We start from the raw sequence: 25,420 nt of genomic DNA, 5'->3' as shown, positions 1-25,420 counted from the left end.
CATAATAAACCATCATGCCTATTCCCCTTGTACATACAGAGTCAATGCTCTCGGTAACCGTTCAATCTAAATGCTGGCATGAAAGGAGAAACAGAGGGCTTTAACTAAAAAACAAGGTTGTCCCATTGGCGGAGTCACAAGCTCACTCTGTTTCATGTGATGGTAGCTAATCATCACAAATAACAAGATACAAGGCGGTGTCGGTGGTTTCGGTGTTTTAACCTTCACTGCTTGTTTAGGTTTAACAATAGGTTTCTTGGACTCCTGTTTTACTACCTTTTGGGGTTTCGGTTTTTTTGCCTGTTTTTTGGGCGCAGTATTCACCCAGACCTTTTTACCGTAAACAGGATTACTTGAGGTCTGTTCTTCCTGTGAAGCCTTTCTAGGACGATTGAGGGTTAATTGCTTACGTTCTGTCATCGTTTAATCTTTAAACAGGTTAATCATTTCATCATCATTCAAACCCGTAAATTTCATTACAGATTGCCTGTCCATACCACTTTCGAGCATTTGGCGCGCTATCTTCATCGAAGCCTGTTTTTCACCTTCTTGAATGCCTTCAAGTTTACCTTTTTGCATCCCATTTTGTTCACCAATTTGAATACCTTGTTGTATGCCTTTTTGGATTCCTATCTCTTCAATTTGCTGAGCAATAGTCATAAGTGCTCCTTCGTGTTTCTCTGATTGTTTGGCTATCTCAGTGATAAATTCCATTGGTTTTTGAGCATTCCCTTCCTGAATGAGATAGTTAAACATAGTGATAACTTGATTATCAGTATAATAATTATACGACAACAGTTTAACAATGCTATCCAATAGTTCTGTCATATCCCGTCGGCGAATATGTTTCTGGATGAGAGTCAACAAAGCCATGCGTTTATGTTTCATAATCGCGCTATCATCAAGCGTGGTGACATCGGCTAACTTAAAGGGATTGGTGTAGATACTCTTCGCTAGTTCCTTGTCCTCAAAGCAATTGAGCCAATTCGTACTATAGGGATGAGGACTTTGTTCACCACAATAAAAGAGTATTGGGAATACCAATGGTAATTGCTTGTTTCCGGCTTCTAAATGCTTCTGCATTGCTAACATGCTATAGCGCATGAGTCGCCATGCAATGAACTTATCAGGGGTGGATTGGTGTTCAATTAAAACATAGATATAGCCACTTCCCTTTGGGGTGCTGACCGAATAGAGAATATCACTCTGGTAATTTTTCATCTCACTATCGATAAATGAGCCAGATTCCACTTTGAGGCTGTCTAAGTCACACAAGGCTTTAATCTCATCCGGTAGCCAAATGTCGAAAAAATCTTGGGCAGTTTCTTTTTCACTCAGAAACTGCCGAAATACAGCATCATGGGGTGTTGGGGTGAATTTTTTACTCATCCGATATCTTCAATAATTGCTCGCGTCAGATTGAATTATGGCAAACAAACCCATTATATTAAATACGCTATTTATTCATTACCTATCAAACATTATAATCCAGCCATACAAAAACGCACCCTATCTCTTCTGGTGCGTTTATTTTTTATTACTGGTATCTTTTCATGGTTAATCACAGGAAAACGTCTCAAAATCGATTATAGGCCGTTTTAGAGGCATTACTGAATTAATCCTGTGCCGTTTTTTCATTCTCAGCAACGTTGGCCAGAATATTTACCAACAATTTATTGATGATAAGTGTTTTCTTCGCTCGAGTCGCGGAAACATACAGCAAATTGACTTCATCTCTAAAATCGGCTTTGTCCATATTAGGGTCAAAGAGATTATTCGGAAAGTCATTGTTGATTTCGACAATATCCCACTCCAGTCCCTTTGCTCGGTGGGCAGTGGTAACGGTAATACTAGCTTCCTCTTCAGTTTCTACGGTTCGTTTCCGTAAAACATCCACTTTTTTTGGTAATGGCGTAAATTTTTCAATGATTTTGATAGATTGCAACATTTCCTGGTCACCACTGGCATGCGCTATGCGCTTATAATTCGCATAATTACGATATTCGGTGTAAAGCCGCTGGTTGCTCATCTTCTTTCGCTTATCGAGTGAGAACCAGTGAAGGTTAATTAACTCATCGATACGATAAGCATCAATCCCGTTAACCCAGTAAACAGTCGCTTTTTTGCTACTAGCTTCCAATGCTACTCTAATCACACCAGCTATTGTTCGACTGAGGATGGCTCGGTGAGGAAAACCTTGCTTAGGGATATCAATAAGAATGTCATCTTTTTCACCTCTGCCAACCACTTGATGCGTTTCACCGTTCATGGCCAGTAATGCATTCGCCATATCCGCAACACAGGCACCAAAGCGAAAGCTATGCGTTAACCAGAGTCGGTCAGCATCACTAAGCGAAGGCGCATTTAACGCATCGACAGCCCCTCGAAAACGATAAATCTGTTGATGAGCATCACCCACCATCACTAATTTCGTCGTTTGACGAAAAACAATATCGTGAGTAACCGGATTAGCATCCTGCGCTTCATCAAACAAAATAACGTCAAACCGATGGGAAAGGTTAGGTTGAGAGAGTTGGTACAGTTTTAGATACATATCGTGAGTAACGGGAAAATTATCAGTAAGGGCAATCATTCGATGCGAGAGCCGTTCACTCTGGATGACAACATCATTAGCTGTAAACGATTTTTTGACTTCCCCCATCAATATTGAGGGACAGTGGCGTAACATAATCTGACTATCTACGCTACACATAAAATTCTTTAAGTTATCCTGAATCGCTTTTACGTATACCCAGTCATCACTCTGAGTCGCATTAGCAATATCAAAAAGCCGTAGAGAATGAGTTAATCGATGAGCGTAATTTCTACCAAAACTAGGCCATGCCAGTTGATGCGATGTTTTACAAAGCACATTAGCCGGAAATTTCTCGTCTGCTTCTTCCCTCACTGAGCGATTAAACGCAATGTAGAGCATCCGGAGTTCGGGATGCTTTTCGGCATATTTCACTAACGTTGATGTTTTCCCTGTTCCGGCAAAAGCATTAACCACAAGCTTATCGGGTTCTGTCGCATTAAGAATATCTATTTGATAAAATGAAAAGTTAGCTATTTTTATACCGATATGAGATGCCACTATGAATATAGTTAAACAAACTTTTAAACGTCTCCACTATCCCGTCGAAGTTATTTTAGTTTGTCTACATTGGTATTTAGCTTATTCATTAAGTCTGCGTAATCTCGAAGAGATGATGCAAGAAAGGGGTATATTTGTTGATCACTCTACGATCCATCGTTGGATATTACGATTAACACCAAAGCTGGCCAGTGTTGCCCGAAAGAAACGAAAAATCTATGGTGGCAGCTGGTATCTGGATGAGACCTATATAAAAATAAAAGGGAAATGGCATTATCTTTATCGAGCGGTAAATGGTCATGGCGAAACCATTGATTTCATGTTAAGTAAAAAGCGCAATAAGAAATCCGCCTATCGGTTTTTAAGAAAAGCTATTGTTCAAAATACTTATCCAACGGTGATTAATATCGATAGAAGCAAAGCAAACAGAGCAGCCATTCAATTAGTTAATAAACCCGATCTCATGATAAAAAGCCGGCAGTGCCGTTATCAAAATAACATCGTGGAGCAAGATCACCGTTTTATTAAAAAACGCTATCGATCGAGGTTAGGATTTAAAACGTATCAAACGGCAAAAGTGTTATTGGAAGGAATAGAAATACTGCATATGCTTCATAAACAACAAATCCCTATCAATGGACAAACGCTCTCTCCGGTAGATGCCTTTTATGCTTTAGCTGCCTAACAATTCCTTTAAATACCACAAATCAAACTTTTCACATTAATGCGACAGAGCCCCTTTAAGTTCAGTGAAATCGACGAACGCACGCGCCCCTGGTTGGTGCTCTTGAATAAACATGACTTCTTTTTCACCACCGTACTGACTTTTCCAGATCCTGATGCGGCGTTGCAGCGTGCGCAAGATCGAATCGGGGTACTGCCCTGGATATATCTCTTGGAGATGCTCCAGAACAGTGATTGGTGTCAGTGCCGGTTGCTGTTTCAGCATAGGTTCAAGAACACTTTGCCAGATAGTTTCTAGTGGATCTTTGCGAGTTCGCCAGTGATGACTGCCAACGGGCTGGTGCTGGCCTTTATCGATCCGTCGTGCCGAGCGCACAGAGATACTGCTTTTGGCGGCAGCAACCTCCTGAGTCGCGCCTTTGTTGCGATTTTTCATATAGAGATGGACCTGTTTGTTGGTGAGAGCCACAACATCTCCAGAGTGGGGTTGGTTGTGATCTCAGATTACAAACCGGCCAAACTAATTGTCGCGTACCGGCCAGATTAATTGTCGTCAGATACCTCTACTTAGGTGGCCAAATTCAGTATGAAATGACACTTACAATAATAGTTGGTCAATTAATTCGTTACTGATCGACATTTTGTTGTCATTTAATTATTTTTTATCAAAATGCCATTTCCACAGTTTATTTTACATTCCCGGTATTTACCGTACAGTAAAAAGAATCAGCCCGAAACTGGTCTGCTGACAGCCTACAACGAGCGACTAATAACTCAAAAGTATCGCTAATCATATCTGGTGTTCCGCAAGCATAAACATCGTATCCGCTCAAATCGTTAATGTCAGATTCGATCCAATTTTGCACATGCCCAATTCTACCAGACCAACAATCCAGTATATCTGGACGTGATAAAACGGGAACGAATTCGAAATTGTCGTATTTTGACGATAGATTCGCAATAGATGTTTTGAAATACCAGTCTGAAATACCTCGTCCCCCCCAATACAACTTGATTATTCGATCCCTGGGTATTGCTCCGCTCTCTAAAATGGCCTTGATGGGAGAAAAACCTGTCCCAGTTGCTATAAATAGAATAGAACGTGAAGAATTCTGGTTAAGAATAAAATCTCCATATGGACCATATATCCATAGTACATCTCCAATATTGATTGAGTCGCATACATAATGCGAAAAAATCCCATTATCATGCCATCTAACGTGTAATTCGATTCGTCCATCTACTTGAGGGATATTTGCGATTGAATAGGCCCTGGATATACCGCAAGAACTCTCAACATAAATGTATTGTCCAGGAATCGGGTTAATATGAGTATGGGCAGACAATTGTAATGTCAACACAAATACTTTACCATAAAGTTGCTTATCTAATAAGATAGAACCTTCTTTATGAGTTTTTGGCGTTGTACTCCAAACATCCTGTTCACACACAATATCACTGGTTGCGGTCGCGCAACAAGGCAGAAAATAGTTTTCTGCAACTTCAGCATCGCTCAAACAGCTGCTGAAACCTGACAAATATTCTATTTTGCCCTTCAATAATCTGGTACGGCAAAGCCGGCAGGTTCCGACCAGACAACCATGTTGGAGCTTAATGCCAGCGTCTTGGGCTGCCTCTAATACCGTTATTCCCATAGGTGACTGGAAGCTTATACCCTCAGATTTCAAAAATATGTTGTAACTCATATGCTATCTTCTTAGGCAATCATTGAACGTGGCATCCTTGTTTAAGGTAGCCATATTTGTTATTATCAAATCATGAGTATAGCGGTCAAGTAAATTTGGCCCCCGTACCTGACTGTTGACGGAACAGTCGCTCTGATTCATTTGGCGTTAATCCACCGTTATAGCAATGGGGTCTTACATCGCTATAGTAGTGGGTTATGTACCGAATAATGGCTGACTGGGCTGTACTGCAGCTTTGGTAACCAGCTGTCGGCATCCATTCGGTCTTCAGGCTACGGAAAAATAACTCCATTGGGCTATTGTCCCAACAGTTCCCCCTGCGGTTCATGCTTTGAGTCATCTGATAACACTACAATGCCTGTCAACTACTGAGAACTTTTCAGTGAGTCCGACATTAAGAGCGCAGTAGCCTTTTTTAAGATGTCATTCTCCATTTCCAGGCGTTGGGGTTTTTATTCATTGTCCTTAGCTCAAATTATTCCAGCCTTAGTGGAAACCTAGTCGGTATCTTGCCCTGGCGTTCTAAAAGAAGGGTGATTACCAATTGACTAATGGCTGAAAAACTTACAATTATCCCACTACAGGGCAGAATTTAAATGTTTGACATAATCTCTTCCTGCTTGAACAAAAGTGTCAGGAGTAAAGCCGCCACCTGACTCTTCAATTATAAAATTTCCTTGATAGCCTTCCTCCTGCATGAAAGTGAGCACTTGATGAAAATTAAAATTCCCATACCTCAGAGGTAAGTGTACATGTTTACCATTAAGTACATCATTGAAATGAGCGTTACATACATTAGGTATAATACTTTTTAGTTTTTTCAAATATGACTCTGTATTAAGCTGATGGTAGAAAGAATGAAAATGCACTAGGTCAAGAGTCAAGCCAATATTGCATTCATTACTTATATAATTGTGCTGCTCATCTGAAAGGAGAATGTATTTCTCGCGGTCATTGCCTGTATTTTCCAGTAAAATACTAATACCAAAATCTGTAGCGATTGCCGCTAGACTTTCCAGTGATTTTGTTAGCTGACAAAAATCGAAGTCTCTAACTCCGTTCTGATTGTACTCTATATAACCGGGATGCAAGGTTATAATTTTAACACCTATTTCTGAAGCTTTAACTATATATCGCCTTATATAATCGACAGCACTAATTCGAATGACTTCGTCTTTGTTAGCAATGTCGGTATTTATTCCGATGTACGGAGCATGAGCAGAGAAATAGATACCCGCTTTCTCATGAACATGGTTTAATTTATTGCGCTGCTTTTCCCAATGGTTAGGATTAGAATCAATAATGGCTCTGAACTGTTTCTCAAATTCAATTTCTATTACTAAATATGAATCAGAGAGATTATCTACTAAGCCAGCCATATCTGCAGGGTTGTCGAATATATTTGTGGAAATTCCTATTTTTGAAGCAAGGTTCAATGTATAAGAATTTCAAAAATAATTTAACGAAAAATTAACATTAATTATTAAGCAGCATAACGGGTATCAAACGTGATTTTTTTCTTTTTGAGGCGAGAGAAAGATTTGTCAATAAGCGGTAATGATGTTTTTATGAACAATATGAGTTAACTTTGTACAATTGAGTGGATTTTAAGTAGATCTCCCCTTACCCCAAAAAGGGGACGTAACGCATTCGAGCAATCTCTAAAGCATGATCGACTAATTGAGCTATCCTCAATCCTTCGATAAAACGAGAAAATTTCATCCTGCCACCACAAAGAATGCAACTAAACGGATCGACTCCTAAAAACCGCTGGCTTAGCAGGGTAAAAGTCATCGAACGTTTTCTTTTGAATGCCGATTGTCCCACTGCTTTTCTAACAATATCGAGTAATTTTCCCACCACTCGATTTGCCAAAAACCAAAATAACGGATCATCCGAAAATGTTTCTCGGGGATCTGTTTGATAAGCCGTAAAATTAATTCTTTCTGGGTTAAATCTAAATTTTTATAATGACCGGTATTATGGTCGAAAAACCGCAACGTAATGCGACTTCCTCCATCATAATGCGCTAGCCTTGCGCCAGAGACTGGCGGTTTCTTCAGGTAACGCCCAATATACTTTGCTGTTTTTTGGGCATTGGATGTCGGGTCGGCAAAATAAACATGCCAATAATCTTTACCTTCAGCATTTTTCCCTGCATTCAGAATAAACCGCTTCCACTCATCATAATCTCTTATGTGCTGTAAACTTTCAGGTAGGTAAATTTTCCCCAGACAGAAAGAAGATATTGTCGAATATTCCACATCCAACGTTTTCTGACTTTAGCGAGGTCAAATTGCATCGACTTCCATTTTTCATTTTGATTGATGCCGCCCATTGTCCATGAGAGATGAATATGCGTGTTCCAGTTTAGTTTTCTCCCATAGGTATGTAGCGCACCAAAAATACCCATTGTTAATCCCCGTTTTTTTGCTGCATAAAGTAAATTGTCCGCAGCAAACGGGAACAGTTTCCCTAGTAACCATCGATTCAATTCAAAGAGAAGCCAAAGACTATCCGGCATCGTAAACGTACCATGTTGCCATTCGACATCCGGTAAACGCATTATATTTGTGTCTATCCAAGTATCCGTGGCTTTTGTTCCACAGGATGGACAACCTCGTCCCTTGCAGGTAAAACAAACTAACTTCTGATGAGCACAATCTTCATTTTCACAACAGTATTGACGGAACCCCATCATCGTTGTGCCACAGGCTAACATTTTTGTTACCACCTCGATTTCAATATCTCTCAGTTGGGTAGTTTCCATGATCGCCGCCCATGCATTATTCCGCTCAAAAAGCAATTTTAACGGTTTGGGTTGAAAATCAGCTCTCATCGGGAAGTTAACTCACGGAAAAAAGAAACGAAATTAGCCATTTAACGATTAATAACTGTCATGTTTTAGGGTGAAAAAATAATCAATTTTAACGTTGCAGGATTATTTAACCAAATCTTATTTAACTAACCGACAAAACACGCTATAAAACGTCCTGTATCACTTTTTATGAAGAGATATACGATGGGTAATAGGGAATGATAGGTTTTTTTATTTGATAGCCTTAAAATCAATTACAGGCGGTTTTTTTTATGTCTGTACTTACTGGTTATCGATTTGCAGCCGTAGGCTGATTCGTTCATAATCTATAATCTGTTGTAATGAAAACTCCGCTTCATTCCAATGCTTTCCGAGTCTATAAACTCGTATGTTTCTGGGTGCTTTAAAATAGCGCTTTGGTGAATTCCCGCACAAGTGGAGAAAGCATTTTCACCGAGAAGTGGTTTATTGTGATTAGGTTTTTTTCCAATGAGAGTGTAAAAGTATTGGCACACATTAACTATTTCACGAAGTTTTATTTTGCTAAAAATTTTATCTTTGTAGGGATAACAATTATTCAATATTCCTATAACTTCTTCAAAAGAAGCGTTACCGCAGCGTTCACCTATTCCTCCAAGGGTTACTTGAACCTCCTTTACTCCAGCCTCTATGGCCTCTATAGTATTAGCTACCGCTAAACCAAGATCATTATGAAAATGAACACTTAAATTCAGATTTGGGTAATTTTTTACAAAATTATTCAACCGAGATCTTACAGATGATGGCGTCATTGAGCCAACCGTGTCTGCAAAGCAGATGTTGTAAATACCATTCATAATAAGATGGTCTATTAGACCACGTAAAAAATATTCACTACCTCTGCTTGAATCTTCAAGTATCGCATAGATATTACCTTGAAATTTCATTTCTCTAACTTGCATAATTGTGCGATTTAATAAGTTTAATGCCTCAGATTGACTAATTTGAATCTTTTTTTCCAGATGCAGTTCTGAGCCAATACACAAAAGATTGATAGTAGAGTTTGGAAAAGGCCGCAATACCTTAATTGTTTGAGTAATGTCATTTTCGTTAAGGCGGCACAAAGCTGCAATATTAGTATCCCCAGCGATCACCAAAGCTTTCTCAAAAAGTTCTTTACTTTCTTTATCCGTCACCATTCCTAATTCAATTACTGACACGCCGAGTTTAATTAACCTTTTTAATAAATTCAATTTCTGCTCGTTGGTAAGAAGATAACCTATACCTTGTTCACCGTCTCTCATAGTTGTATCGAAAAAACGAATATCATTCATAATAATCTCTACCTTAAAACATTCGTGATCCATATTTTTAATACTTATAATTTACTTGGTAGAAGTGAATATAGCTATAAGCAGAAGATAACTCAGAATGAGTCAGATATATCTGACTCATTCTGAGTTATCTTCTGCTTATAGGGGTTTGGGGAGCAACGGAACGGTAAACGCCGTTAAGTGGTCAATTTAAATAGCCATTAATTTATTTATCAATAAATTAGGTTCTGTCGCATTAAGAATATCTATTTGATAAAATGAAAAGTTAGCTATTTTTATACCGATATGAGATGCCACTATGAATATAGTTAAACAAACTTTGAACGAATCAGCCTACGGCTGCAAATCGATAACCAGTAAGTACAGACATAAAAAAAACCGCCTGTAATTGATTTTAAGGCTATCAAATAAAAAAACCTATCATTCCCTATTACCCATCGTATATCTCTTCATAAAAAGTGATACAGGACGTTTTATAGCGTGTTTTGTCGGTTAGTTAAATAAGATTTGGTTAAATAATCCTGCAACGTTAAAATTGATTATTTTTTCACCCTAAAACATGACAGTTATTAATCGTTAAATGGCTAATTTCGTTTCTTTTTTCCGTGAGTTAACTTCCCGATGAGAGCTGATTTTCAACCCAAACCGTTAAAATTGCTTTTTGAGCGGAATAATGCATGGGCGGCGATCATGGAAACTACCCAACTGAGAGATATTGAAATCGAGGTGGTAACAAAAATGTTAGCCTGTGGCACAACGATGATGGGGTTCCGTCAATACTGTTGTGAAAATGAAGATTGTGCTCATCAGAAGTTAGTTTGTTTTACCTGCAAGGGACGAGGTTGTCCATCCTGTGGAACAAAAGCCACGGATACTTGGATAGACACAAATATAATGCGTTTACCGGATGTCGAATGGCAACATGGTACGTTTACGATGCCGGATAGTCTTTGGCTTCTCTTTGAATTGAATCGATGGTTACTAGGGAAACTGTTCCCGTTTGCTGCGGACAATTTACTTTATGCAGCAAAAAACGGGGATTAACAATGGGTATTTTTGGTGCGCTACATACCTATGGGAGAAAACTAAACTGGAACACGCATATTCATCTCTCATGGACAATGGGCGGCATCAATCAAAATGAAAAATGGAAGTCGATGCAATTTGACCTCGCTAAAGTCAGAAAACGTTGGATGTGGAATATTCGACAATATCTTCTTTCTGTCTGGGGGAAAATTTACCTACCTGAAAGTTTACAGCACATAAGAGATTATGATGAGTGGAAGCGGTTTATTCTGAATGCAGGGAAAAATGCTGAAGGTAAAGATTATTGGCATGTTTATTTTGCCGACCCGACATCCAATGCCCAAAAAACAGCAAAGTATATTGGGCGTTACCTGAAGAAACCGCCAGTCTCTGGCGCAAGGCTAGCGCATTATGATGGAGGAAGTCGCATTACGTTGCGGTTTTTCGACCATAATACCGGTCATTATAAAAATTTAGATTTAACCCAGAAAGAATTAATTTTACGGCTTATCAAACAGATCCCCGAGAAACATTTTCGGATGATCCGTTATTTTGGTTTTTGGCAAATCGAGTGGTGGGAAAATTACTCGATATTGTTAGAAAAGCAGTGGGACAATCGGCATTCAAAAGAAAACGTTCGATGACTTTTACCCTGCTAAGCCAGCGGTTTTTAGGAGTCGATCCGTTTAGTTGCATTCTTTGTGGTGGCAGGATGAAATTTTCTCGTTTTATCGAAGGATTGAGGATAGCTCAATTAGTCGATCATGCTTTAGAGATTGCTCGAATGCGTTACGTCCCCTTTTTGGGGTAAGGGGAGATCTACTTAAAATCCACTCAATTGTACAAAGTTAACTCATATTGTTCATAAAAACATCATTACCGCTTATTGACAAATCTTTCTCTCGCCTCAAAAAGAAAAAAATCACGTTTGATACCCGTTATGCTGCTTAATAATTAATGTTAATTTTTCGTTAAATTATTTTTGAAATTCTTATACATTTATTTTGAACGAATATAAGTTATTGTATTTATTTATTTTTTATTTTTATAACTGCTTTTAGTTAAAGCTATTTACATGTCAATTTTTTTTAGTAATTGTTCCACCCTACCTGCTATCCCGTGCCACCCTACCTGCTATCCCGTGCTTTATTGGGAAATATATATCTGAAAAAATGTTGACAGGAATTATTGGTCACTATATAAGTGTAAGTGTAAGTGTAAGTTTTGCATTATGGGGGAAAATTGAAAAGAATAAAATATGCAGATTATGAAAACGATATAGTTAGGTTGAGAAATGAAGGAGTTAGCTATGCAAACATTGCTCTTTGGCTTGCAGAAAACAAAAAAGAAATGGCCTCTGTTAATGGTGTCAGAAATTTTTTGCTGAAATTGGAGATAAAAGAAAAATCAAGTAAATAAGTGTTGCCCTTATCCAGACAAGAACGCAGGGCAACACTAGGCATCTACATCAATAGAGGAATATTGATATGTCTGCAAAGAACATGATAAGTGTTTATAAAAGGTTATGTAAAGAAGTTACTCTGCGTTTTTTTACAATGCGTGGGGATGCGTTTGCATTATTGTTGTACATACTGACGACATTACGAGCGGAGGTTATGTGAGCAAAAACGTGAAATCTCGTTGGGATGACATTGGTAAACGCATTATGGAGAGAAAAAATAAGTCTCCTGATAGGGTTGCTGATAAAATTAATGCGATCCTTAACCGTGAAGATGAGTTATCAGCATCACCAATACCAAATACAACAATGAATTCTCAATCTCTTAATACTATTTCTAAGGAAGAAAATAAAAAAAAATACTTACCCATTAGTAAAAAAACACAGATACCTGCACCGAATGTGGTATTACGCAGTGCTTTGTTTGGTGTTGTAAAAAGAGGTTCTAGGAAATATGAAAAAAATGTTCTGAAAACTACACTAAATGGCTACACCGTAAAATTTACAGGTGAACAATTAGATCAGTCGGATTTGGATGTATGGCTAGAATGTTTACAACGTTGTCAGGATTCTCCTCTAGGGTATACGGTTCGGTTTGCAGCTCATAATTTTTTGCTTTCAATACAGCGGAATACAGGTAAATCAGATCATGAATGGCTGAAGAATAGCCTCCTACGTTTAAAAGCCAATGCGGTTGAAATTTCTGACGGTAAATATACTTATATCGGTAGTATTATTGATTTAATCTACCGAGATGAGAAAACAGGGGAAAATTGCTTGGCGCTAAATCCTAAAATATCAGCCTGTTTTGGTGATGCAGGTTGGACAGGAATAACTAAAGAAATAAGACTCAAACTTAAAGGTAAACCTTTGACTCAGTGGTTATATGGTTTTTACAGCAGTCATGCTAAGCCGTTTCCCGTAAAAGTAGCGACACTGAAAGAATTGTGTAGTAGCGAAATAAAAGAATTATATAAATTTAGGCAGATATTACAAAAATCTTTGAACGAATTATCTGCTGTTACTTGTTGGTTATATGAAATTGATAACACAGATAAGGTAATACTTAAGAAACATTGAAATAAAAATAACGCTCTTTATACGTGTAACTAGCACGCACAAAGAGCTAACCCAAACCCTAATAACGCTAGGAGTCGGACTATGCGAAATAGTACGCATATTGCACGCATAATGAAAGCGTGCGGCATATCAATCGAGCAGCTTTTGAGCTTTGCTCTCACATCGAAATACCTTACAACCCGTCAGCGTCAGTACCTTCGTAGTATTGGAGGTGAGGTATGAAATATTTAACTTCAAACAACCCACCGAATTTATTTTTGAATGACAAAGAGATTAATTATGTCATCAACTCTTCTTTGGAGCGCGAAATTAATAAAATTGGCACGTTGAAATACTCCTATTCTGTCATGGATAAAAATAATCCGAACCGTTATTTTTGTTTGTCAAATTATCCCGAAGAATGGGTTGAAATTTACAAAGCAGAAAGCTACCAGTATGTTGACCCACTGATTAAAAAATCATTAAACCGGACTTTACCGTTTTTTGGGATGAAAATATTCTCATCAATTTGAAATTGACGTTAAAAAAGATAGTGAATGCCACAAAAATTGTGATTGTTGTGGTGGTCATACTTTCATCTTTCATGACCTCAACCACTATTTGGCGCGGTTAAATGTGATAGTCGATGAGCAAAATTCCCCTGAATTGGAAACACAAATCAAAGAAAAACTGCAAATGTTGCTGATGGTCACGCACAACAAACTGATTGACGCTTATACCGAACGCAGCAATGAGGGTAAAAAGGCGACGGTAATATTTAGCCCGAGGGAAAATGAAATCCTTTACTGGGTGAGTTTGGGAAAAACGTATCTTGAAATCGCGATGATATTAGGTATTAAAACAGGCACAGTTAAATTTCATATGAGCAACGTAGTGAAAAAACTGGGCGTATGCAACGCGAAACAAGCGATAAGAGTCAGTGCTGAACTCGGCCTTATCAAGAGACTTGGGGGTGGTGCATGAAACCTGAGATGATTAAACTTTCGTTGAGCGCTAATGTTCCCTGTGGTTTTAGCAATAGCGAGGGAAAAATTCAGACTGATGCCAAAATGACAGATTTACTTTTTAAGTTAATCCGTACTCCTGAAATGAAAACATTGATAGAAAAAGTACAGATTGAAAGATCCCCATTTTTCGTAATATGCCATTTGCCATCTGATTACAACAAAGCGCCCAAAGTTTGGCAATTCCATTTTTTACCGCTTTTTTGTAGTGAAAATGGCTATCTTGGCACTTTCTTCCACGCCCACGAGTTCTTGTTTTTGTCGCCGCTGGATTATGTCGATGGCATGCAGCCTTATGCGGTTACTACTGAAAAACCAAGCAAACTGTTTACTGCTAAAGAGTGGCAAATTCTATTTTTTATGATGCAGCGATTAAGTCTCAAAGAAATTGCAAGACGATTAGATATCGGAACGAGAACAGCACGCAATCATTTAAATATTATCTATCAAAAAGCCGATGTGCATTCAGGTTGCCAATTAAGGGCATTTGGTAAATCGAAAGGCTTTGAGCGCTATATTCCTTCTGAACTACTGTCTTCTGGCAGACAACGTATTAGTTCCAAAACGGTTAATTGAGCTTATTGCTCTGGTTTTTAATCGAATAGTTAAGGAGCTAATTAATAATGCGTAATGTTGATAGGGGTTATTTTTCTCTATTTTATCCAGTATTTCCTGAGTTATCAAACAATCAAGTTGACACCGTCTTATGGATAAGAATGCATTTTTCTCCAAAAGATATTGCTAGATTGAAAAGCATAAGACATGACTCTTTGAAGAAGGAGTTGTCCAAAATAAAAAAAAAGCTGAATGTTTTTTCCCAAAAAGAGTTAGAGGCGCTTGTAGATAAAAGACTTTTTATCTTCTCATTTTGCCCAGGTGCTTTGTTAGAAATGACAAAAAATCTTTCAAATTAAAATTTCAGATAATGAAAATAAAGCCCCCTACGAGGGGGCTATTCAAGCTCCTTTATTCTTTTATACTTTACACAAAAGTCATACTGGATTTTAAGGATACAAAAACCCTATGAAGAAGGATGAAACGTTTTCATCGGTAGCGACGGTAGTGGAGTTAACACCTGAAATGAATCGCTTGTTATCTCAAGCGGCTGCTCGTTCCAGACGGAGCAAAACACAAGAGGCGACCATTCGACTTTTTGACCATTTAAAGAACTTTCCGGATATTGCAACAGAAGGTCGACGATTTAGAGAGCATAATTAAAAAATATAGCAGATAAGATAATGTTAGGTGTGATTTTTCTGAAATATTTTGTTACAAAGTTAAGAAAAATACCGTAGAAAATACTGTACCCGCTTTTTTTTCTGGCGACTACGTTTAAAGAGTAATAGGAGCAATAACGCTTGTTATTCATAAAAATGCACGATTCCCGATAAAAGAGGCTTGAAATGATAACAACCAAAGATACCGAAAAAAACATATTGTCATTGGATTCATTAAATCAAATTCCATTGATAGCAATCATGGAGCGATCTGGGCTTCCTTGGGGAATTAAAGACACAGAATCTCGATTTGTTTATATGAATCAAGCCGCCATGAACTTTTGTAATATCCCTAAAGGGTTTGATTTTGAAGGTCGTCTAGATGAAGAACTACCTGTTGCTTGGTATGACTTAGCGCCCGAATTAAAAGCCCATGACAGGAAAGCAGAATCAAGCAAAGAAGGGGCTGTAATGGTCAACAAATTCTGTAGAAGATCTAAGCGGCATTCTTTAGTTCATGATATTTTTGATGTGGCGTTAAATAACCAATTGTTGAATGGCGTCGATAATAATTATAAAACTGAATGTAATTTTCAACTTCATAGACAACAGATTGATGATTCATAAACGATAAATGGTTAAGCTTTTCTGTCTTTAAACTCCTAAAAATCTTTCCATCACGGCATTATCGAGGCAATTACCTCGCCGACTCATGCTTTGAGTTATTTTCCGTTCAAAGAGGTGCGCCCTAAACTCCTCCGATGAATATTGGCAACCTTGATCTGAATGGAACATCAAACTTGTCGTATCCGGTAATTGCCGTTCAATGGCGTTATCTAAGGCTTCTTTCACTAATTTCGTATCCGGTTTTGTTGATAAGGCATAACCAATAACTTCTTTGGTGGCTAAATCTAACACGCAAGCTAAATAGCTCCACCCATAGTGATATCTAATATACGTGATATCACCGACATAATAGTGATTATGCTGTTGAGGGGAAAATTGTCGTTTAAGCAAATTAGGGGCATATCGATGTTCGTTACCCGATGAGGGATAGTAATGCTTTTTCGTTGGTCTAATTGCAACTAATTGATTTAATTTCATGATGTTTGATATTTTATAAGTGCCAATCTGGCACCTAAACCCTTTAACTCAGCTTGGATACGTCTTTTGCCATAAGTTTGGCCCGATGTATAAAAAATACGTTTGATTTCGCCACACAGCCTTTCATTTTCAACTGTCGGTATTTTCGTTTCATAATAAAAACTACTACTGCTTACTTCAAAAAGATGGCATAACTCAGTGACCGTAAAATTGGGGTACATAATTTTCATTTGCTTCACGATTTTGAGTTTTGATTGTCGAGGATGAAGTAAGCCGCGGCTTTTTTAATATGTCATTATCCCTCTGAGCACGCTTAAGTTTTGCTTCTAATTCTTGTATGCGCTGTTGCTCGGGCGTTAACGCTTTTGATTTTACAGGCGTATTCCCATTCAACTCGGCAAGATATTGTTGCTTCCAGCGCGATACGGCAGATTTACCCGCACCGGATATTTTTTCAACTTGGATATTGCTATATCCACCTTCAACCATGAGTTTTGCATATTCCAGTTTTTGCTTTGCGCTAAAGGTCACTTTTACTTTTCGTGGCATGTTTATACCTATAAGATTTTGCTTAATTATAAGCTATAAATCTCTACAGTTTTATTAGACCACTACAGTTAGAGGAAGCCATCTCACAGATAACTACGTTTTGGCCTAATCTTTTTCCTGATAGCAAGTTGTGTCCGATGAAAGTGGGTATCCAGCAAGATATGTGGCAAGAAGTGAAGGGAAAAGGCTTACCACTAGCCAGAAGGCGTTTAAGCGCCTGTTTAGGGAGTATTGGACATCACGCTGATTATCGCGCCCTTATCCAGTTAGGCGCGTTTCGTTATGACAAAGACGGCCAGATAGCAGGCGTTGTCACCCAAGCGGATGTTGAGGATAATTTGCAACGTTTGGCAAGGCGAAATAAAGATAAATGAAGGAATCTGAATTAATTGCTCATGCAGAGAATGCGGCTCTGTGGAAAAAATATCGGACATTAACAAGTTGGGAAGTCCGTTTTTTAAATAACGTCATCACTTCATATCGGCAGTGGAATAACATTTCACCAAAACAAAAAGCCACTGCATTTAAAATCCTCCAAAGAGTTGGCGAAATTAAATAAATTTCTTATTAAAAAGTAACACCAAAATAAAACCATATTGGTTTTATTATTTTATTTTTTCATTATCTGGTTTTATTTATTTAACCAAATTGGGTTTATTTTGTGTTTTTATTTTTATTTTTGGTTTACTATTGGTAATTAAATTAATACCAATAAGGATTGTTTTATGAAAAAGATATTTTGTGATGATGGCTCTACTTTCGTGAAGCTGGCTTACGCTGATGAGCAAAAAAAGCTAGTGACAAAAATAACAGAAACCTCATTTTTAGCGGGAAACTGGAATTTTGCTTTTGGACAAAACATTTATAACTATGAAATAGAGGGCAAACGTTATTCTTTTAACGATGGGATTAATAACGCTAGCGAAACCACAACGGTTAATTATCAATATAGCGATGAAAATTTGCTCTCGGTTCATCATGCTTTACTGAATACCGATTTAACGCCCTGCGAAATAGAATTATATGTGACATTACCTTTATGCGAATTCTTCAATGAACAGCGTCAAAAGAACGCAAAAAATATAGAAAGGAAGAAGGTTAATTTATTAAGAGAAATAAAATATCATGATGGAGAAGGTTACAAAGATACCTTCAAAATAAAAAAAGTTCATGTTAGTCCTGAATCTTTAACCGCTTTGCACGAAAGGTTTAAACATGACGACGTTAATGATTATGAATCATCTCTTATTGTAGATTTAGGCGGAACAACGTTAGATTGTGGTGTTGTTTTAGGAAAATTCAGACAATTAACGCATGTTATTGCCGAGCCGTCATTAGGTGTTTCTTCCGTTATTAAAAGAATACAAAAAATAGTTAAATCCGAGACGAATATCGGCTTAAGTTACGCTTCTGCTAATAATTTAATGTTAGATATTTTTTATAAAAAATATGCGTTTTTAAGTTCGTTGGTCAATCGAGAGCAGCAAAAATTAGACATGATAAAATCAGAAACTGAAGATGCTATAAATAATTTATCGGTATTGGTATCCGGTAAGCTAAAAACGTTTAATGAATTTCAGCGAATTTATCTCATCGGCGGGGGTTCATCTTTAATTAAAGATAAAATTGTTAAAGATTTTGAACATTTAAAGAACAAGATATATCAAGTTCCTGATTCGCAATTTGCCTTAGTCAAATCGATTGCTAATATGATTTTAGGGGACGATTAAATGCGTGATAAAAGAAAGAAAATCATTGTACATATTCATCCAGATTCCTTCAGAGAAGACCAATTCGCCGATGAAATGCTTGATCAACCGTTAATCAAAAAAGGCGATTTTCTGAGGAAATGTTTCTTATCAGGCTTGGCTTTGCATTTAGCTGATCATCGATTGCCCAATATGATCTCCTGTCTATTAGATGAAAATTTTAATCTTGAACAATTGCATAACGTTTTGGCTTTGATCTCAAAGTCAGATAACCCTACAAAAAAAGAAGATATTCCAGAAGAAAAAAAAGTTTTAGATGAAATCAAAAATAACTTGTTGCTTGGGTAATATGGGGTTTGGGGAGCAGAGGAACAGTAAACGCCGTTAAGTGGTCAATTTAAATAGCCATTAAACTATTAATCAATAAATTATGCATCTTCATTGAAAGCTCTCAGCTCTCCCTTACTGACAGATTCCGGTACCGTAAATGAATAACGCCCCTGCATATTGATATGCCCACACTGTAATGGTGAAAGTTTCTCAACGTCTGAATCCAGAACCGGATAACCCTCACGCCTGAGCTGCTGAATTGCTGCATTCATGTAAATCGTGGTCCACAGAACAATAATATTGAGCGCCAGACCTAACGATCCAAGCTGATCTTCCTGCCCTTCACGGTAAGCCTGTCTCAGTTCTCCCCGCTTACCATGAAAGACATTTCTGGCCACTGCGTGGCGACCCTCTCCAAGGTTGAGCTGTTGCAACGTTCTTCGACGTTTGTTTTCATCGTCGAGGTAAGTCAGCATATGGATAGTTTTATCAGCACGGCCTATTTCGGCTATAGCCTGCGCCAGACTGGTTGGCCTGTCGCCCGTTTGTAGTGTTTTCATGATGGACATTACGTTCAGTCGACCAAGTTTGAGGGACGCAATCAGCCGCAGAATATCATCCCAGTGTGGCTCTGTTTTTTTTCCAAAATTAAGGCGATGCGAAGATATCGCGTTAAACGGACCGTAATCTGCTTTAGGGTCGGTGCGCCAGAATCTGGCTCCCCCTGTGTCCGCGATCCTTGGACAAAAACGATATCCCAGCAGGCGGAAAAGCCCGAAAATAACATCGCTGTATGCACCAGTATCGGTCATTATCTGGTATGGTACTTGATCCGTTTGTTGCTCCAGAACGACAGCCAGAATGACCAGACTATCCCTGAGCGTTCCAGGAACAACGATGTCGTTTATCCCCGAATACTGGTCAGATATCAGGTTGTACCATGTAACCCCACGTCCTTCTTTGAAGTATTTAGGGTTGGTGCCTGCATGCACTGTGCGCACAGGAACAACAAATCGCATACCATCAGCTGACGCCACCTCACCACCCCCCCAGATGTCCGCCAGGGGGACGCCACTTTGTGCTGCGCCATCGTTACGTATAAAGGGCTCTGGACCGGTGATACAGGCTTCTGCCATCAGCATGGCGCAGATGCTGATATTCAGGTCCGAAACGCGGGAGCTTTGCTCTGATGAATGGGTAAAAGCACCGGTGAAATGTGTCCGGGCATCGATTTCCAGTATCAGTTCAGGCAAATCAACGCGTGGCAACATATCTGCCACCCGCTGCCGTAATGCGATCAGTGATGGTGTTTCTTCAATCGCATCCAGAGGACTCAGGATCAGCTCAGTTTTATCGCCATTCTCCGCAAATCTGACTGCCGGGTTTTCCGGTAGTCGGTCCAGCACATCACGATATGTTAAATCCAGTTCTGTTGCGATGGCCGACAGAGTGGCACCTGGTGCTGATGATAATCCCAGAGAACGGCAGATTATTGGACGCAGAGCTTCCCATTCCTTACCTTCGATGAGTCCTGCCCGAGGATCTGCATAACGCCAGCTGGGATTGACATAAATATCCCGTTTTTTCAGTGTAAGCTGAAGTTGCTTCAGTGCACAAAACGTATAAGCGTGAAAATCTATACTGCCATCTTTTCTTATCACATGCTGTTGCCACGGTTTATTGATTATTTCGCGTGGAGCATCGTTGTCTGTTTTTTTCTTTTTTAAATTAACTTCAATCCAGCATAGCGCTTCAATTAATGCCTCAGCTGAGGCATTGCCTTCAAAATGAATCCTGGAAAGTAAATCAGGTAAAAAACGCCATACCGTTTTGAATTTAGCATCAAGCTCATTGAAGTAGACGTTATTAGCTGGCCGAATAAGTGCCGTCACATTATTTACAGCATGTTTCAGTACATCTTCGGGAATGATATTGAAGATATTACCACGAACATCAGTATCAGGTAACTTGTCGTCAAGGACCATCCGACATGCTTTTGCCAGTATTTCTGCTGCACGATCCAGATCTTTAAGTGTTCGTTGGCGGTTCCGTTTATCTGCCTGAACCGCTTCATTGAACAGATCCCGGAGTAGTGCTTCAAGTAATTCAAGTGCATCATCCTGAGCCGTCGCCTCCATACAGCAGGAGAATGCAACAAGCGTAGCCAGTTTTCTTTTTTCTGGTAAGCGCTGAAGCGCTGTTGTTTTAGCCGTTGAAGCATAACGTGCCAGGGCAGCAATACGGGTATCCGAAACTGGCGTAATTGCTGGTAATGTCACTCCCAGGTTACGTATTGTCTGAAGGCGGCCTATCGCCTGCACCAGTGATGTGGCATTCACTTTAGTGGGTCCGGTACGTAACTGATCGAGTAACGAATAGCGGCTCCCGGCTGGAACCGAAAGAAGCTCCAGTAGCCGTTGTGCCTGAGAGTCATCAATGCAGGCTGCCAGTGAATACCAGAGTCGGTTTTCGACCCTGCTGCGTAACCGGGCTATATAACGTTCGAGCAACGAATATCCGGGTAATAAGACTTTATGTGATAAAAGCCATCCGGTGCATCTTTCAAAAAGAATACCCGGACGACTCGTTCCGGTCCAGCATAAAGAATATAACCAGCGGGTCAGTGAAAACACCACGCGGGTGTCGGTAAACTCCGTGTAACCATATATTTTTGTAATTTCATCTATATGTTGTCGACGTTGCTTTCCTGAGTTATATATATTAACCAGCTCACTACCACTCTCAATACATAGTTGCTCTGCCAGAAAGTCAGTGACAGCAATCGGAATTATAGTCGTTAAATCGGGGAAACGTCCGAGGTAACGGACTGTACATAATAATATGGCATAGCCCAACCGGTTATGGTCTCCTCGTTTTTCTGAAATATTCATCCGGTCAAAATCATCAAGATGAAAATAGCGAGCCAGTGTTTCCTTTGTCAGTTCGCCATGGTAGTTACCGTAACCTGCTTTTTGATCTTCGGAAAGAAAATTAACCGGCATCGTAAACCATCCTTAGTCTAGGGGCATCTCACGAATTTTTTTGCGACTGGTGGATTGCCCAGACGCGTTTGACCTGGCTGATGCTGCATCCGGCCAGCGTGGCTGTGCGCTCAATGGTTAACCCGAACTGCCGAAGAGTAATGATACGCTCATGGGTCACGAGATTGGCCTTCCTGCCTGCGTACTTGCCTGCAACTTTGGCGAGTTGAACCCCCTGTCGCTGTCTTTCCCGCCGTATTTCGTAGTCATCTCGTGCAGTCTGAAGGGCAAGTTTCAGCAGTAGCTCCTGAACAGATTCAAGAACAATGCGGGAGACACCATCATTTTCTGCTACCACTTCTGACAAATCCACTATGCCTGGAATAGCCAGCCGGGCACCTTTGTCTCTGATGGAAGCAATCAGTTTTTCAGCTTCAGGAAGAGGGAGACGGCTGATACGGTCAATTTTTTCGGCTATAACCACATCACCTGGCTGAAGGTCGGCGATCATGCGGAGAAGTTCAGGTCTGTCAGCCCTGGCACCCGATGCTTTTTCCCGATAAATGCCGGCTATATAAAAACCACTGGCAATGGCCGTTTTTTCGATGTCAGCCTGACGTGTCAGATCCTGCTCTGATGTGCTGACCCTTTCATAGATGCGAGCAATTTTCATTCACTGTAGCCAAATACTCATTTTGGCTATCCTAAATGAGGTGGTCAAAAATGGCAATCTGCTATTTAAATTAGCTGGTTTATTTTTGGCTATTTAAAATGACTGCTTAACGGCGTTTACTGTTCCACTGCTCCACAAACCCCTTACCCATTTCTTTGCTGTTATCCCAAATTCTGATCTCATTACGAGCCAGTTGGTCTTCCTGTTTGTTCAGAATGTCATGGGCGGTTAATCTGTCGCCGGAATTTTTTGTGAGGTTTTTCATCCAGGCATTACCATCTGATAAATAAAGCTGAACGTGTTCTTTTGCGCGGGATAATTCCACATAGGTATTATCCATTGCAGCGAGGGTACGCGCTCCTTCATAGACGATGACATAGGGATAAGAAGCTCCTTGTGAGGCATAACTTGTGATGGCGTAGGTGTAATCTAGATGTCTGTCGGCATATTCTTTCTGTGGTTGATAGGTCACGAGCTTGCCGTTTAACTCAATTTGGAGTTTATCATCATCAATACGCTTTATCATGCCCCTGTCGTTATTGGCAATATTGCGGTCTTTATCGGTTGTGGTGAGGCGGATTTTTTTACCTTCTGAGACTTCAATGGTTTTGTCTTCAAAGAGCGCGACGGCGACAGGTATTTTTCCTGCCAATGAAGATTTTCGCGCTGAAAATCCACGATAATTTGTTTTAGTACATTAATATCGTTCGGTAAGTTATCTATCGAGAATTTCATGACGTTACTTTACCATCACGCGGCGAAATATTCACCGAAATTTAACTGGCTGCCCTGTAGTTGAGTGGTTGGTGTGGGCGTATTTTACACCGGCCAACAGCCAATACCACTGCGCTTCGGTGAGATGCAAGGTTTTTTGAGAGGCAGTAGACCAACGGAAAAAATCCCGCTCAAGGCGTTTGTACCAGAGGCAGAACCCTGTTTTATCCCAGTAAAGGGCCTTCACCTTGTCTCGATTTCGGTTGCAGAAGACGAATAGCGCCTCATCGAAGGGCGAATGGGCCATATCCTGCTCGATAATTAGTACCAACCCGTTGATGCTCTTGCGAAGACTTGAATTTTATATGTCTGTACGAAACTCGTGTCTATATCTTCATCAAGGGATTTTAGCGTCGTCAGCAACGCTAGAAGATAATCGTACGGGTTAAGATCATTGATACGTGCATTTATTTTCACCAGGCTCTGTAAACAGCTCACTTCCATGGGCACCCGCTTGTGTATTGACAAACAGCTAGTTCTTGCGCACTTCACAAACGGCTTTATCGCCCGCTCCGCGCGGTGGAGATTTAACAACGCTTACGAATAAGTCAGATATTTCAGACTGCTACTTTGAAATATCTGACTTATTCCGAGTTCTGTTTTAGCTATTTAAAAAAAAAATCTTTTTACTATTCTGTAAGAGCAAATAGGGTTAATTTTTTATCTAAAAAATGCTCTCTTTACCTTACACAATTAAAAAAGGCCAATTTTTTAATTTACCAGTACTAATTTTTATATAGATAAGCCACTTAGCTATAAATTAATAAAGTTTTCAACACCAGGGAATTTTATGAATATAGATACTAAATCTAACTTATTAGAATAACTTTTTTAAACAATTTCTATTAATTTTTTGAGCATAATTCAGCAGTACCTCGATGTTATATAACTAAACGGCGTTAAAATGATTAAAATTTAGTTATTTGTGTATATTATTATGATTAAGGAAAACTATTATGCTTATTAAGTATAAACATAGGACAACGTTTAGGCGACTACAGCCAGGTATGAAAGTTTTTTATAACGAAGAAATCGTGAAAATAATAAAATTAAGTGATCGAAAATTAACAAACAAAGGGTTAATATATCAATATGATGTTGATGGTGGTAATGGATATTTGATAGGCGAAAGTGGAAAGAAAATATTCATACTAGACTAAATTTACAAAAAATAAAAAAATTGTATCAAATAAAGTTTTATTTTTAATATGTTTGAAATAATCAATCTAATCATTATTATACTTTAGGGAAAGGAGAATAAAAAACTCAGGGGGCGATATGAGAAAAATAATAAAATTAAGAGATGGGCTTATTTTTGTTCAAAAAATGAGTAATTAATAGCCTACTATGGCAAAAACATCTTTTGTCTACCTTATTGAATCCTACTTTTATTTAAAGATTGAATTTGCCAACCTCTCAATCTCTTGTTAGTAAAAACAAAATCTTGACAAAGACTATTCTTTGTGAACTAATTAAACATTAGAATTATGGGTCCATGTTAATGCTTTATTTTATAATTTTATTAGTTATTGTAATTTTTTGTTTTATAGTTTCCATTCCAAATAAAACAAAAACGATTAGTCATAAAGTTACCTATGATTTAAAGACACGAAGAGTATTAATCGATAATTTTTTTGTTTTAGTTAGTTTTAGAAATGAAACTATGAATCATAAAGTGTTTGAATATTTAGCCAAAAATGAAAATCAATATGTTACTTATGATGAGTTAGATAAATCCATATTTAATGGAAGAAAGGTAGAACTAAATAAAATTGTTGATGCAATGGGATTTAAGGGAGAATTAAAAAAAATATTGTTTTCATTTGATAGTAAAAAAATCATATATCATCCTAAAAAATTATCAGAGATAACAACTATTAAGTTATATTAGTTACAGAA

Annotated in this window: 24 protein-coding genes and 5 pseudogenes; 15 read left to right on the top strand and 14 right to left on the bottom strand. The window is 38.7% G+C overall.

All coding sequences use genetic code 11. From position 1 onward, the window contains the following. Window positions 1–66: 66 nt before the first annotated feature. The 3 genes from WH390_RS15150 to WH390_RS15140 form a co-directional block, all read right to left on the bottom strand. Window positions 67–420: a hypothetical protein gene (locus tag WH390_RS15150; RefSeq protein ID WP_395971578.1), complete on the bottom strand. Its 354-nt coding sequence runs from the start codon at window positions 418–420 to the stop codon at window positions 67–69. 3 nt (window positions 421–423) lie between these two features. Beyond that, the gene (locus WH390_RS15145; protein WP_395971576.1) at window positions 424–1,389 is read right to left on the bottom strand and encodes an Rpn family recombination-promoting nuclease/putative transposase; all 966 of its coding nucleotides are present in this window, start codon (window positions 1,387–1,389) and stop codon (window positions 424–426) included. A gap of 226 nt (window positions 1,390–1,615) precedes the next feature. Next, the gene (locus WH390_RS15140; RefSeq protein ID WP_395971574.1) at window positions 1,616–3,094 is read right to left on the bottom strand and encodes a UvrD-helicase domain-containing protein; all 1,479 of its coding nucleotides are present in this window, start codon (window positions 3,092–3,094) and stop codon (window positions 1,616–1,618) included. 1 nt (window position 3,095) lies between these two features. On the opposite strand from WH390_RS15140, the gene WH390_RS15135 reads away from it, so the two are divergent. Then, the gene (locus WH390_RS15135; RefSeq protein ID WP_395971333.1) at window positions 3,096–3,779 is read left to right on the top strand and encodes an IS6 family transposase; all 684 of its coding nucleotides are present in this window, start codon (window positions 3,096–3,098) and stop codon (window positions 3,777–3,779) included. Between the two features lie 45 nt (window positions 3,780–3,824). Here WH390_RS15135 and WH390_RS15130 read toward each other — a convergent pair. The 6 genes and pseudogenes from WH390_RS15130 to WH390_RS15105 all read right to left on the bottom strand — a co-directional run. Further along, a pseudogene (locus tag WH390_RS15130) lies at window positions 3,825–4,247 on the bottom strand (IS21 family transposase); the annotation flags it as partial. 217 nt (window positions 4,248–4,464) lie between these two features. Then, window positions 4,465–5,484 (bottom strand): FAD-binding oxidoreductase, encoded by a 1,020-nt coding sequence (locus WH390_RS15125; RefSeq protein WP_406850761.1) that lies wholly within the window; start codon window positions 5,482–5,484, stop codon window positions 4,465–4,467. 85 nt (window positions 5,485–5,569) lie between these two features. Further along, window positions 5,570–5,830: pseudogene (locus tag WH390_RS15120) on the bottom strand (integrase core domain-containing protein); the annotation flags it as partial. A gap of 232 nt (window positions 5,831–6,062) precedes the next feature. Further along, a complete protein-coding gene (locus WH390_RS15115; protein WP_395971570.1) occupies window positions 6,063–6,920 on the bottom strand; it encodes a sugar phosphate isomerase/epimerase family protein in 858 nt (285 codons plus the stop codon). Window positions 6,921–7,107: 187 nt separating this feature from the next. Then, a pseudogene (locus tag WH390_RS15110) lies at window positions 7,108–8,323 on the bottom strand (IS91 family transposase). 305 nt (window positions 8,324–8,628) lie between these two features. Next, window positions 8,629–9,615, bottom strand: a complete 987-nt coding sequence (locus tag WH390_RS15105) for a LeuA family protein (protein ID WP_406850760.1) — start codon at window positions 9,613–9,615, stop codon at window positions 8,629–8,631. A gap of 621 nt (window positions 9,616–10,236) precedes the next feature. Here WH390_RS15105 and WH390_RS15100 point away from each other — a divergent pair. The 8 genes and pseudogenes from WH390_RS15100 (at window position 10,237) to WH390_RS15065 (ending at window position 15,402) form a co-directional block, all read left to right on the top strand. Beyond that, window positions 10,237–11,452: pseudogene (locus WH390_RS15100) on the top strand (IS91 family transposase). A 431-nt stretch (window positions 11,453–11,883) separates the two neighbouring features. Further along, window positions 11,884–12,060, top strand: a complete 177-nt coding sequence (locus tag WH390_RS15095; protein ID WP_187290943.1) for a hypothetical protein — start codon at window positions 11,884–11,886, stop codon at window positions 12,058–12,060. Window positions 12,061–12,259: 199 nt separating this feature from the next. Beyond that, entirely contained in the window at window positions 12,260–13,180 is a 921-nt protein-coding gene (gene trfA / locus WH390_RS15090) for a plasmid replication initiator TrfA (protein ID WP_052044849.1), read from the top strand. Window positions 13,181–13,398: 218 nt separating this feature from the next. After that, window positions 13,399–13,692, top strand: a complete 294-nt coding sequence (locus WH390_RS15085; RefSeq protein WP_395971566.1) for an autoinducer binding domain-containing protein — start codon at window positions 13,399–13,401, stop codon at window positions 13,690–13,692. Between the two features lie 103 nt (window positions 13,693–13,795). Beyond that, window positions 13,796–14,143, top strand: a complete 348-nt coding sequence (locus WH390_RS15080; RefSeq protein ID WP_052044847.1) for a helix-turn-helix transcriptional regulator — start codon at window positions 13,796–13,798, stop codon at window positions 14,141–14,143. Further along, on the top strand, window positions 14,140–14,760 hold the full coding sequence (locus WH390_RS15075) for a helix-turn-helix domain-containing protein (protein WP_052044846.1): 621 nt from the start codon (window positions 14,140–14,142) through the stop codon (window positions 14,758–14,760). The genes WH390_RS15080 and WH390_RS15075 overlap by 4 nt, the downstream gene beginning before the upstream one ends. 47 nt (window positions 14,761–14,807) lie before the next feature. Next, window positions 14,808–15,098 (top strand): hypothetical protein, encoded by a 291-nt coding sequence (locus tag WH390_RS15070; protein WP_032115171.1) that lies wholly within the window; start codon window positions 14,808–14,810, stop codon window positions 15,096–15,098. Window positions 15,099–15,207: 109 nt separating this feature from the next. Then, on the top strand, window positions 15,208–15,402 hold the full coding sequence (locus WH390_RS15065) for a TraY domain-containing protein (protein WP_032115170.1): 195 nt from the start codon (window positions 15,208–15,210) through the stop codon (window positions 15,400–15,402). Window positions 15,403–15,897: 495 nt separating this feature from the next. Here WH390_RS15065 and WH390_RS15060 read toward each other — a convergent pair. Next, window positions 15,898–17,054: pseudogene (locus WH390_RS15060) on the bottom strand (IS3 family transposase). 128 nt (window positions 17,055–17,182) lie between these two features. On the opposite strand from WH390_RS15060, the gene WH390_RS15055 reads away from it, so the two are divergent. From WH390_RS15055 to WH390_RS15040, 4 genes are all read left to right on the top strand, one after another. Next, window positions 17,183–17,428, top strand: a complete 246-nt coding sequence (locus tag WH390_RS15055; protein WP_238565720.1) for a ProQ/FINO family protein — start codon at window positions 17,183–17,185, stop codon at window positions 17,426–17,428. Further along, the gene (locus WH390_RS15050; RefSeq protein ID WP_032116592.1) at window positions 17,425–17,613 is read left to right on the top strand and encodes a hypothetical protein; all 189 of its coding nucleotides are present in this window, start codon (window positions 17,425–17,427) and stop codon (window positions 17,611–17,613) included. Before WH390_RS15055 ends, WH390_RS15050 begins: the two co-directional genes overlap by 4 nt. Window positions 17,614–17,779: 166 nt before the next feature. Then, window positions 17,780–18,784, top strand: a complete 1,005-nt coding sequence (gene parM / locus WH390_RS15045; RefSeq protein WP_032116591.1) for a plasmid segregation protein ParM domain-containing protein — start codon at window positions 17,780–17,782, stop codon at window positions 18,782–18,784. Continuing rightward, entirely contained in the window at window positions 18,785–19,111 is a 327-nt protein-coding gene (locus tag WH390_RS15040) for a plasmid partitioning/stability family protein (protein ID WP_032116590.1), read from the top strand. An 80-nt stretch (window positions 19,112–19,191) separates the two neighbouring features. Here the strand turns inward: WH390_RS15040 and WH390_RS15035 are convergent, their stop codons facing one another. The 4 genes from WH390_RS15035 to tnpB form a co-directional block, all read right to left on the bottom strand. After that, window positions 19,192–22,095, bottom strand: a complete 2,904-nt coding sequence (locus WH390_RS15035; RefSeq protein ID WP_395971562.1) for a Tn3 family transposase — start codon at window positions 22,093–22,095, stop codon at window positions 19,192–19,194. Window positions 22,096–22,123: 28 nt separating this feature from the next. After that, complete coding sequence (locus WH390_RS15030) at window positions 22,124–22,747, bottom strand: recombinase family protein (RefSeq protein ID WP_395971560.1); 624 nt, start codon at window positions 22,745–22,747, stop codon at window positions 22,124–22,126. A 106-nt stretch (window positions 22,748–22,853) separates the two neighbouring features. Then, complete coding sequence (locus tag WH390_RS15025; protein WP_395971558.1) at window positions 22,854–23,399, bottom strand: hypothetical protein; 546 nt, start codon at window positions 23,397–23,399, stop codon at window positions 22,854–22,856. A 114-nt stretch (window positions 23,400–23,513) separates the two neighbouring features. Then, window positions 23,514–23,768: an IS66 family insertion sequence element accessory protein TnpB gene (gene tnpB / locus WH390_RS15020; protein ID WP_395971556.1), complete on the bottom strand. Its 255-nt coding sequence runs from the start codon at window positions 23,766–23,768 to the stop codon at window positions 23,514–23,516. Window positions 23,769–24,477: 709 nt separating this feature from the next. Here tnpB and WH390_RS15015 point away from each other — a divergent pair. Beyond that, window positions 24,478–24,681 carry a hypothetical protein gene (locus tag WH390_RS15015; protein WP_406850759.1) on the top strand — a complete coding sequence of 68 codons (204 nt, stop codon included), beginning with the start codon at window positions 24,478–24,480 and terminating at the stop codon, window positions 24,679–24,681. Window positions 24,682–25,022: 341 nt separating this feature from the next. Then, entirely contained in the window at window positions 25,023–25,412 is a 390-nt protein-coding gene (locus WH390_RS15010) for a hypothetical protein (RefSeq protein WP_395971555.1), read from the top strand. Window positions 25,413–25,420 lie beyond the last annotated feature (8 nt).

Source organism: Candidatus Arsenophonus nilaparvatae, assembly GCF_045346035.1.
GTDB classification, from domain to species: domain Bacteria; phylum Pseudomonadota; class Gammaproteobacteria; order Enterobacterales; family Enterobacteriaceae; genus Arsenophonus; species Arsenophonus nilaparvatae.
The sequence above is the reverse complement of the archived record's forward strand: the minus strand, read 5'-3'. Positions and strand labels throughout refer to the sequence as shown.

Bases quoted from the DNA above. Each gene is read 5' to 3' on its own strand.
- WH390_RS15150 (WP_395971578.1), bottom strand. From the start codon at position 420: ATGACAGAACGTAAGCAATTAACCCTCAATCGTCCTAGAAAGGCTTCA.
- WH390_RS15145 (WP_395971576.1), bottom strand. From the start codon at position 1,389: ATGAGTAAAAAATTCACCCCAACACCCCATGATGCTGTATTTCGGCAG.
- WH390_RS15135 (WP_395971333.1), top strand. From the start codon at position 3,096: ATGAATATAGTTAAACAAACTTTTAAACGTCTCCACTATCCCGTCGAA.
- WH390_RS15125 (WP_406850761.1), bottom strand. From the start codon at position 5,484: ATGAGTTACAACATATTTTTGAAATCTGAGGGTATAAGCTTCCAGTCA.
- WH390_RS15105 (WP_406850760.1), bottom strand. From the start codon at position 9,615: ATGAATGATATTCGTTTTTTCGATACAACTATGAGAGACGGTGAACAA.
- WH390_RS15085 (WP_395971566.1), top strand. From the start codon at position 13,399: ATGAAATATTTAACTTCAAACAACCCACCGAATTTATTTTTGAATGAC.
- WH390_RS15075 (WP_052044846.1), top strand. From the start codon at position 14,140: ATGAAACCTGAGATGATTAAACTTTCGTTGAGCGCTAATGTTCCCTGT.
- WH390_RS15070 (WP_032115171.1), top strand. From the start codon at position 14,808: ATGCGTAATGTTGATAGGGGTTATTTTTCTCTATTTTATCCAGTATTT.
- WH390_RS15065 (WP_032115170.1), top strand. From the start codon at position 15,208: ATGAAGAAGGATGAAACGTTTTCATCGGTAGCGACGGTAGTGGAGTTA.
- WH390_RS15050 (WP_032116592.1), top strand. From the start codon at position 17,425: ATGAAGGAATCTGAATTAATTGCTCATGCAGAGAATGCGGCTCTGTGG.
- parM (WP_032116591.1), top strand. From the start codon at position 17,780: ATGAAAAAGATATTTTGTGATGATGGCTCTACTTTCGTGAAGCTGGCT.
- WH390_RS15040 (WP_032116590.1), top strand. From the start codon at position 18,785: ATGCGTGATAAAAGAAAGAAAATCATTGTACATATTCATCCAGATTCC.
- WH390_RS15035 (WP_395971562.1), bottom strand. From the start codon at position 22,095: ATGCCGGTTAATTTTCTTTCCGAAGATCAAAAAGCAGGTTACGGTAAC.
- WH390_RS15030 (WP_395971560.1), bottom strand. From the start codon at position 22,747: ATGAAAATTGCTCGCATCTATGAAAGGGTCAGCACATCAGAGCAGGAT.
- tnpB (WP_395971556.1), bottom strand. From the start codon at position 23,768: ATGGCCCATTCGCCCTTCGATGAGGCGCTATTCGTCTTCTGCAACCGA.
- WH390_RS15015 (WP_406850759.1), top strand. From the start codon at position 24,478: ATGCTTATTAAGTATAAACATAGGACAACGTTTAGGCGACTACAGCCA.
- WH390_RS15010 (WP_395971555.1), top strand. From the start codon at position 25,023: ATGCTTTATTTTATAATTTTATTAGTTATTGTAATTTTTTGTTTTATA.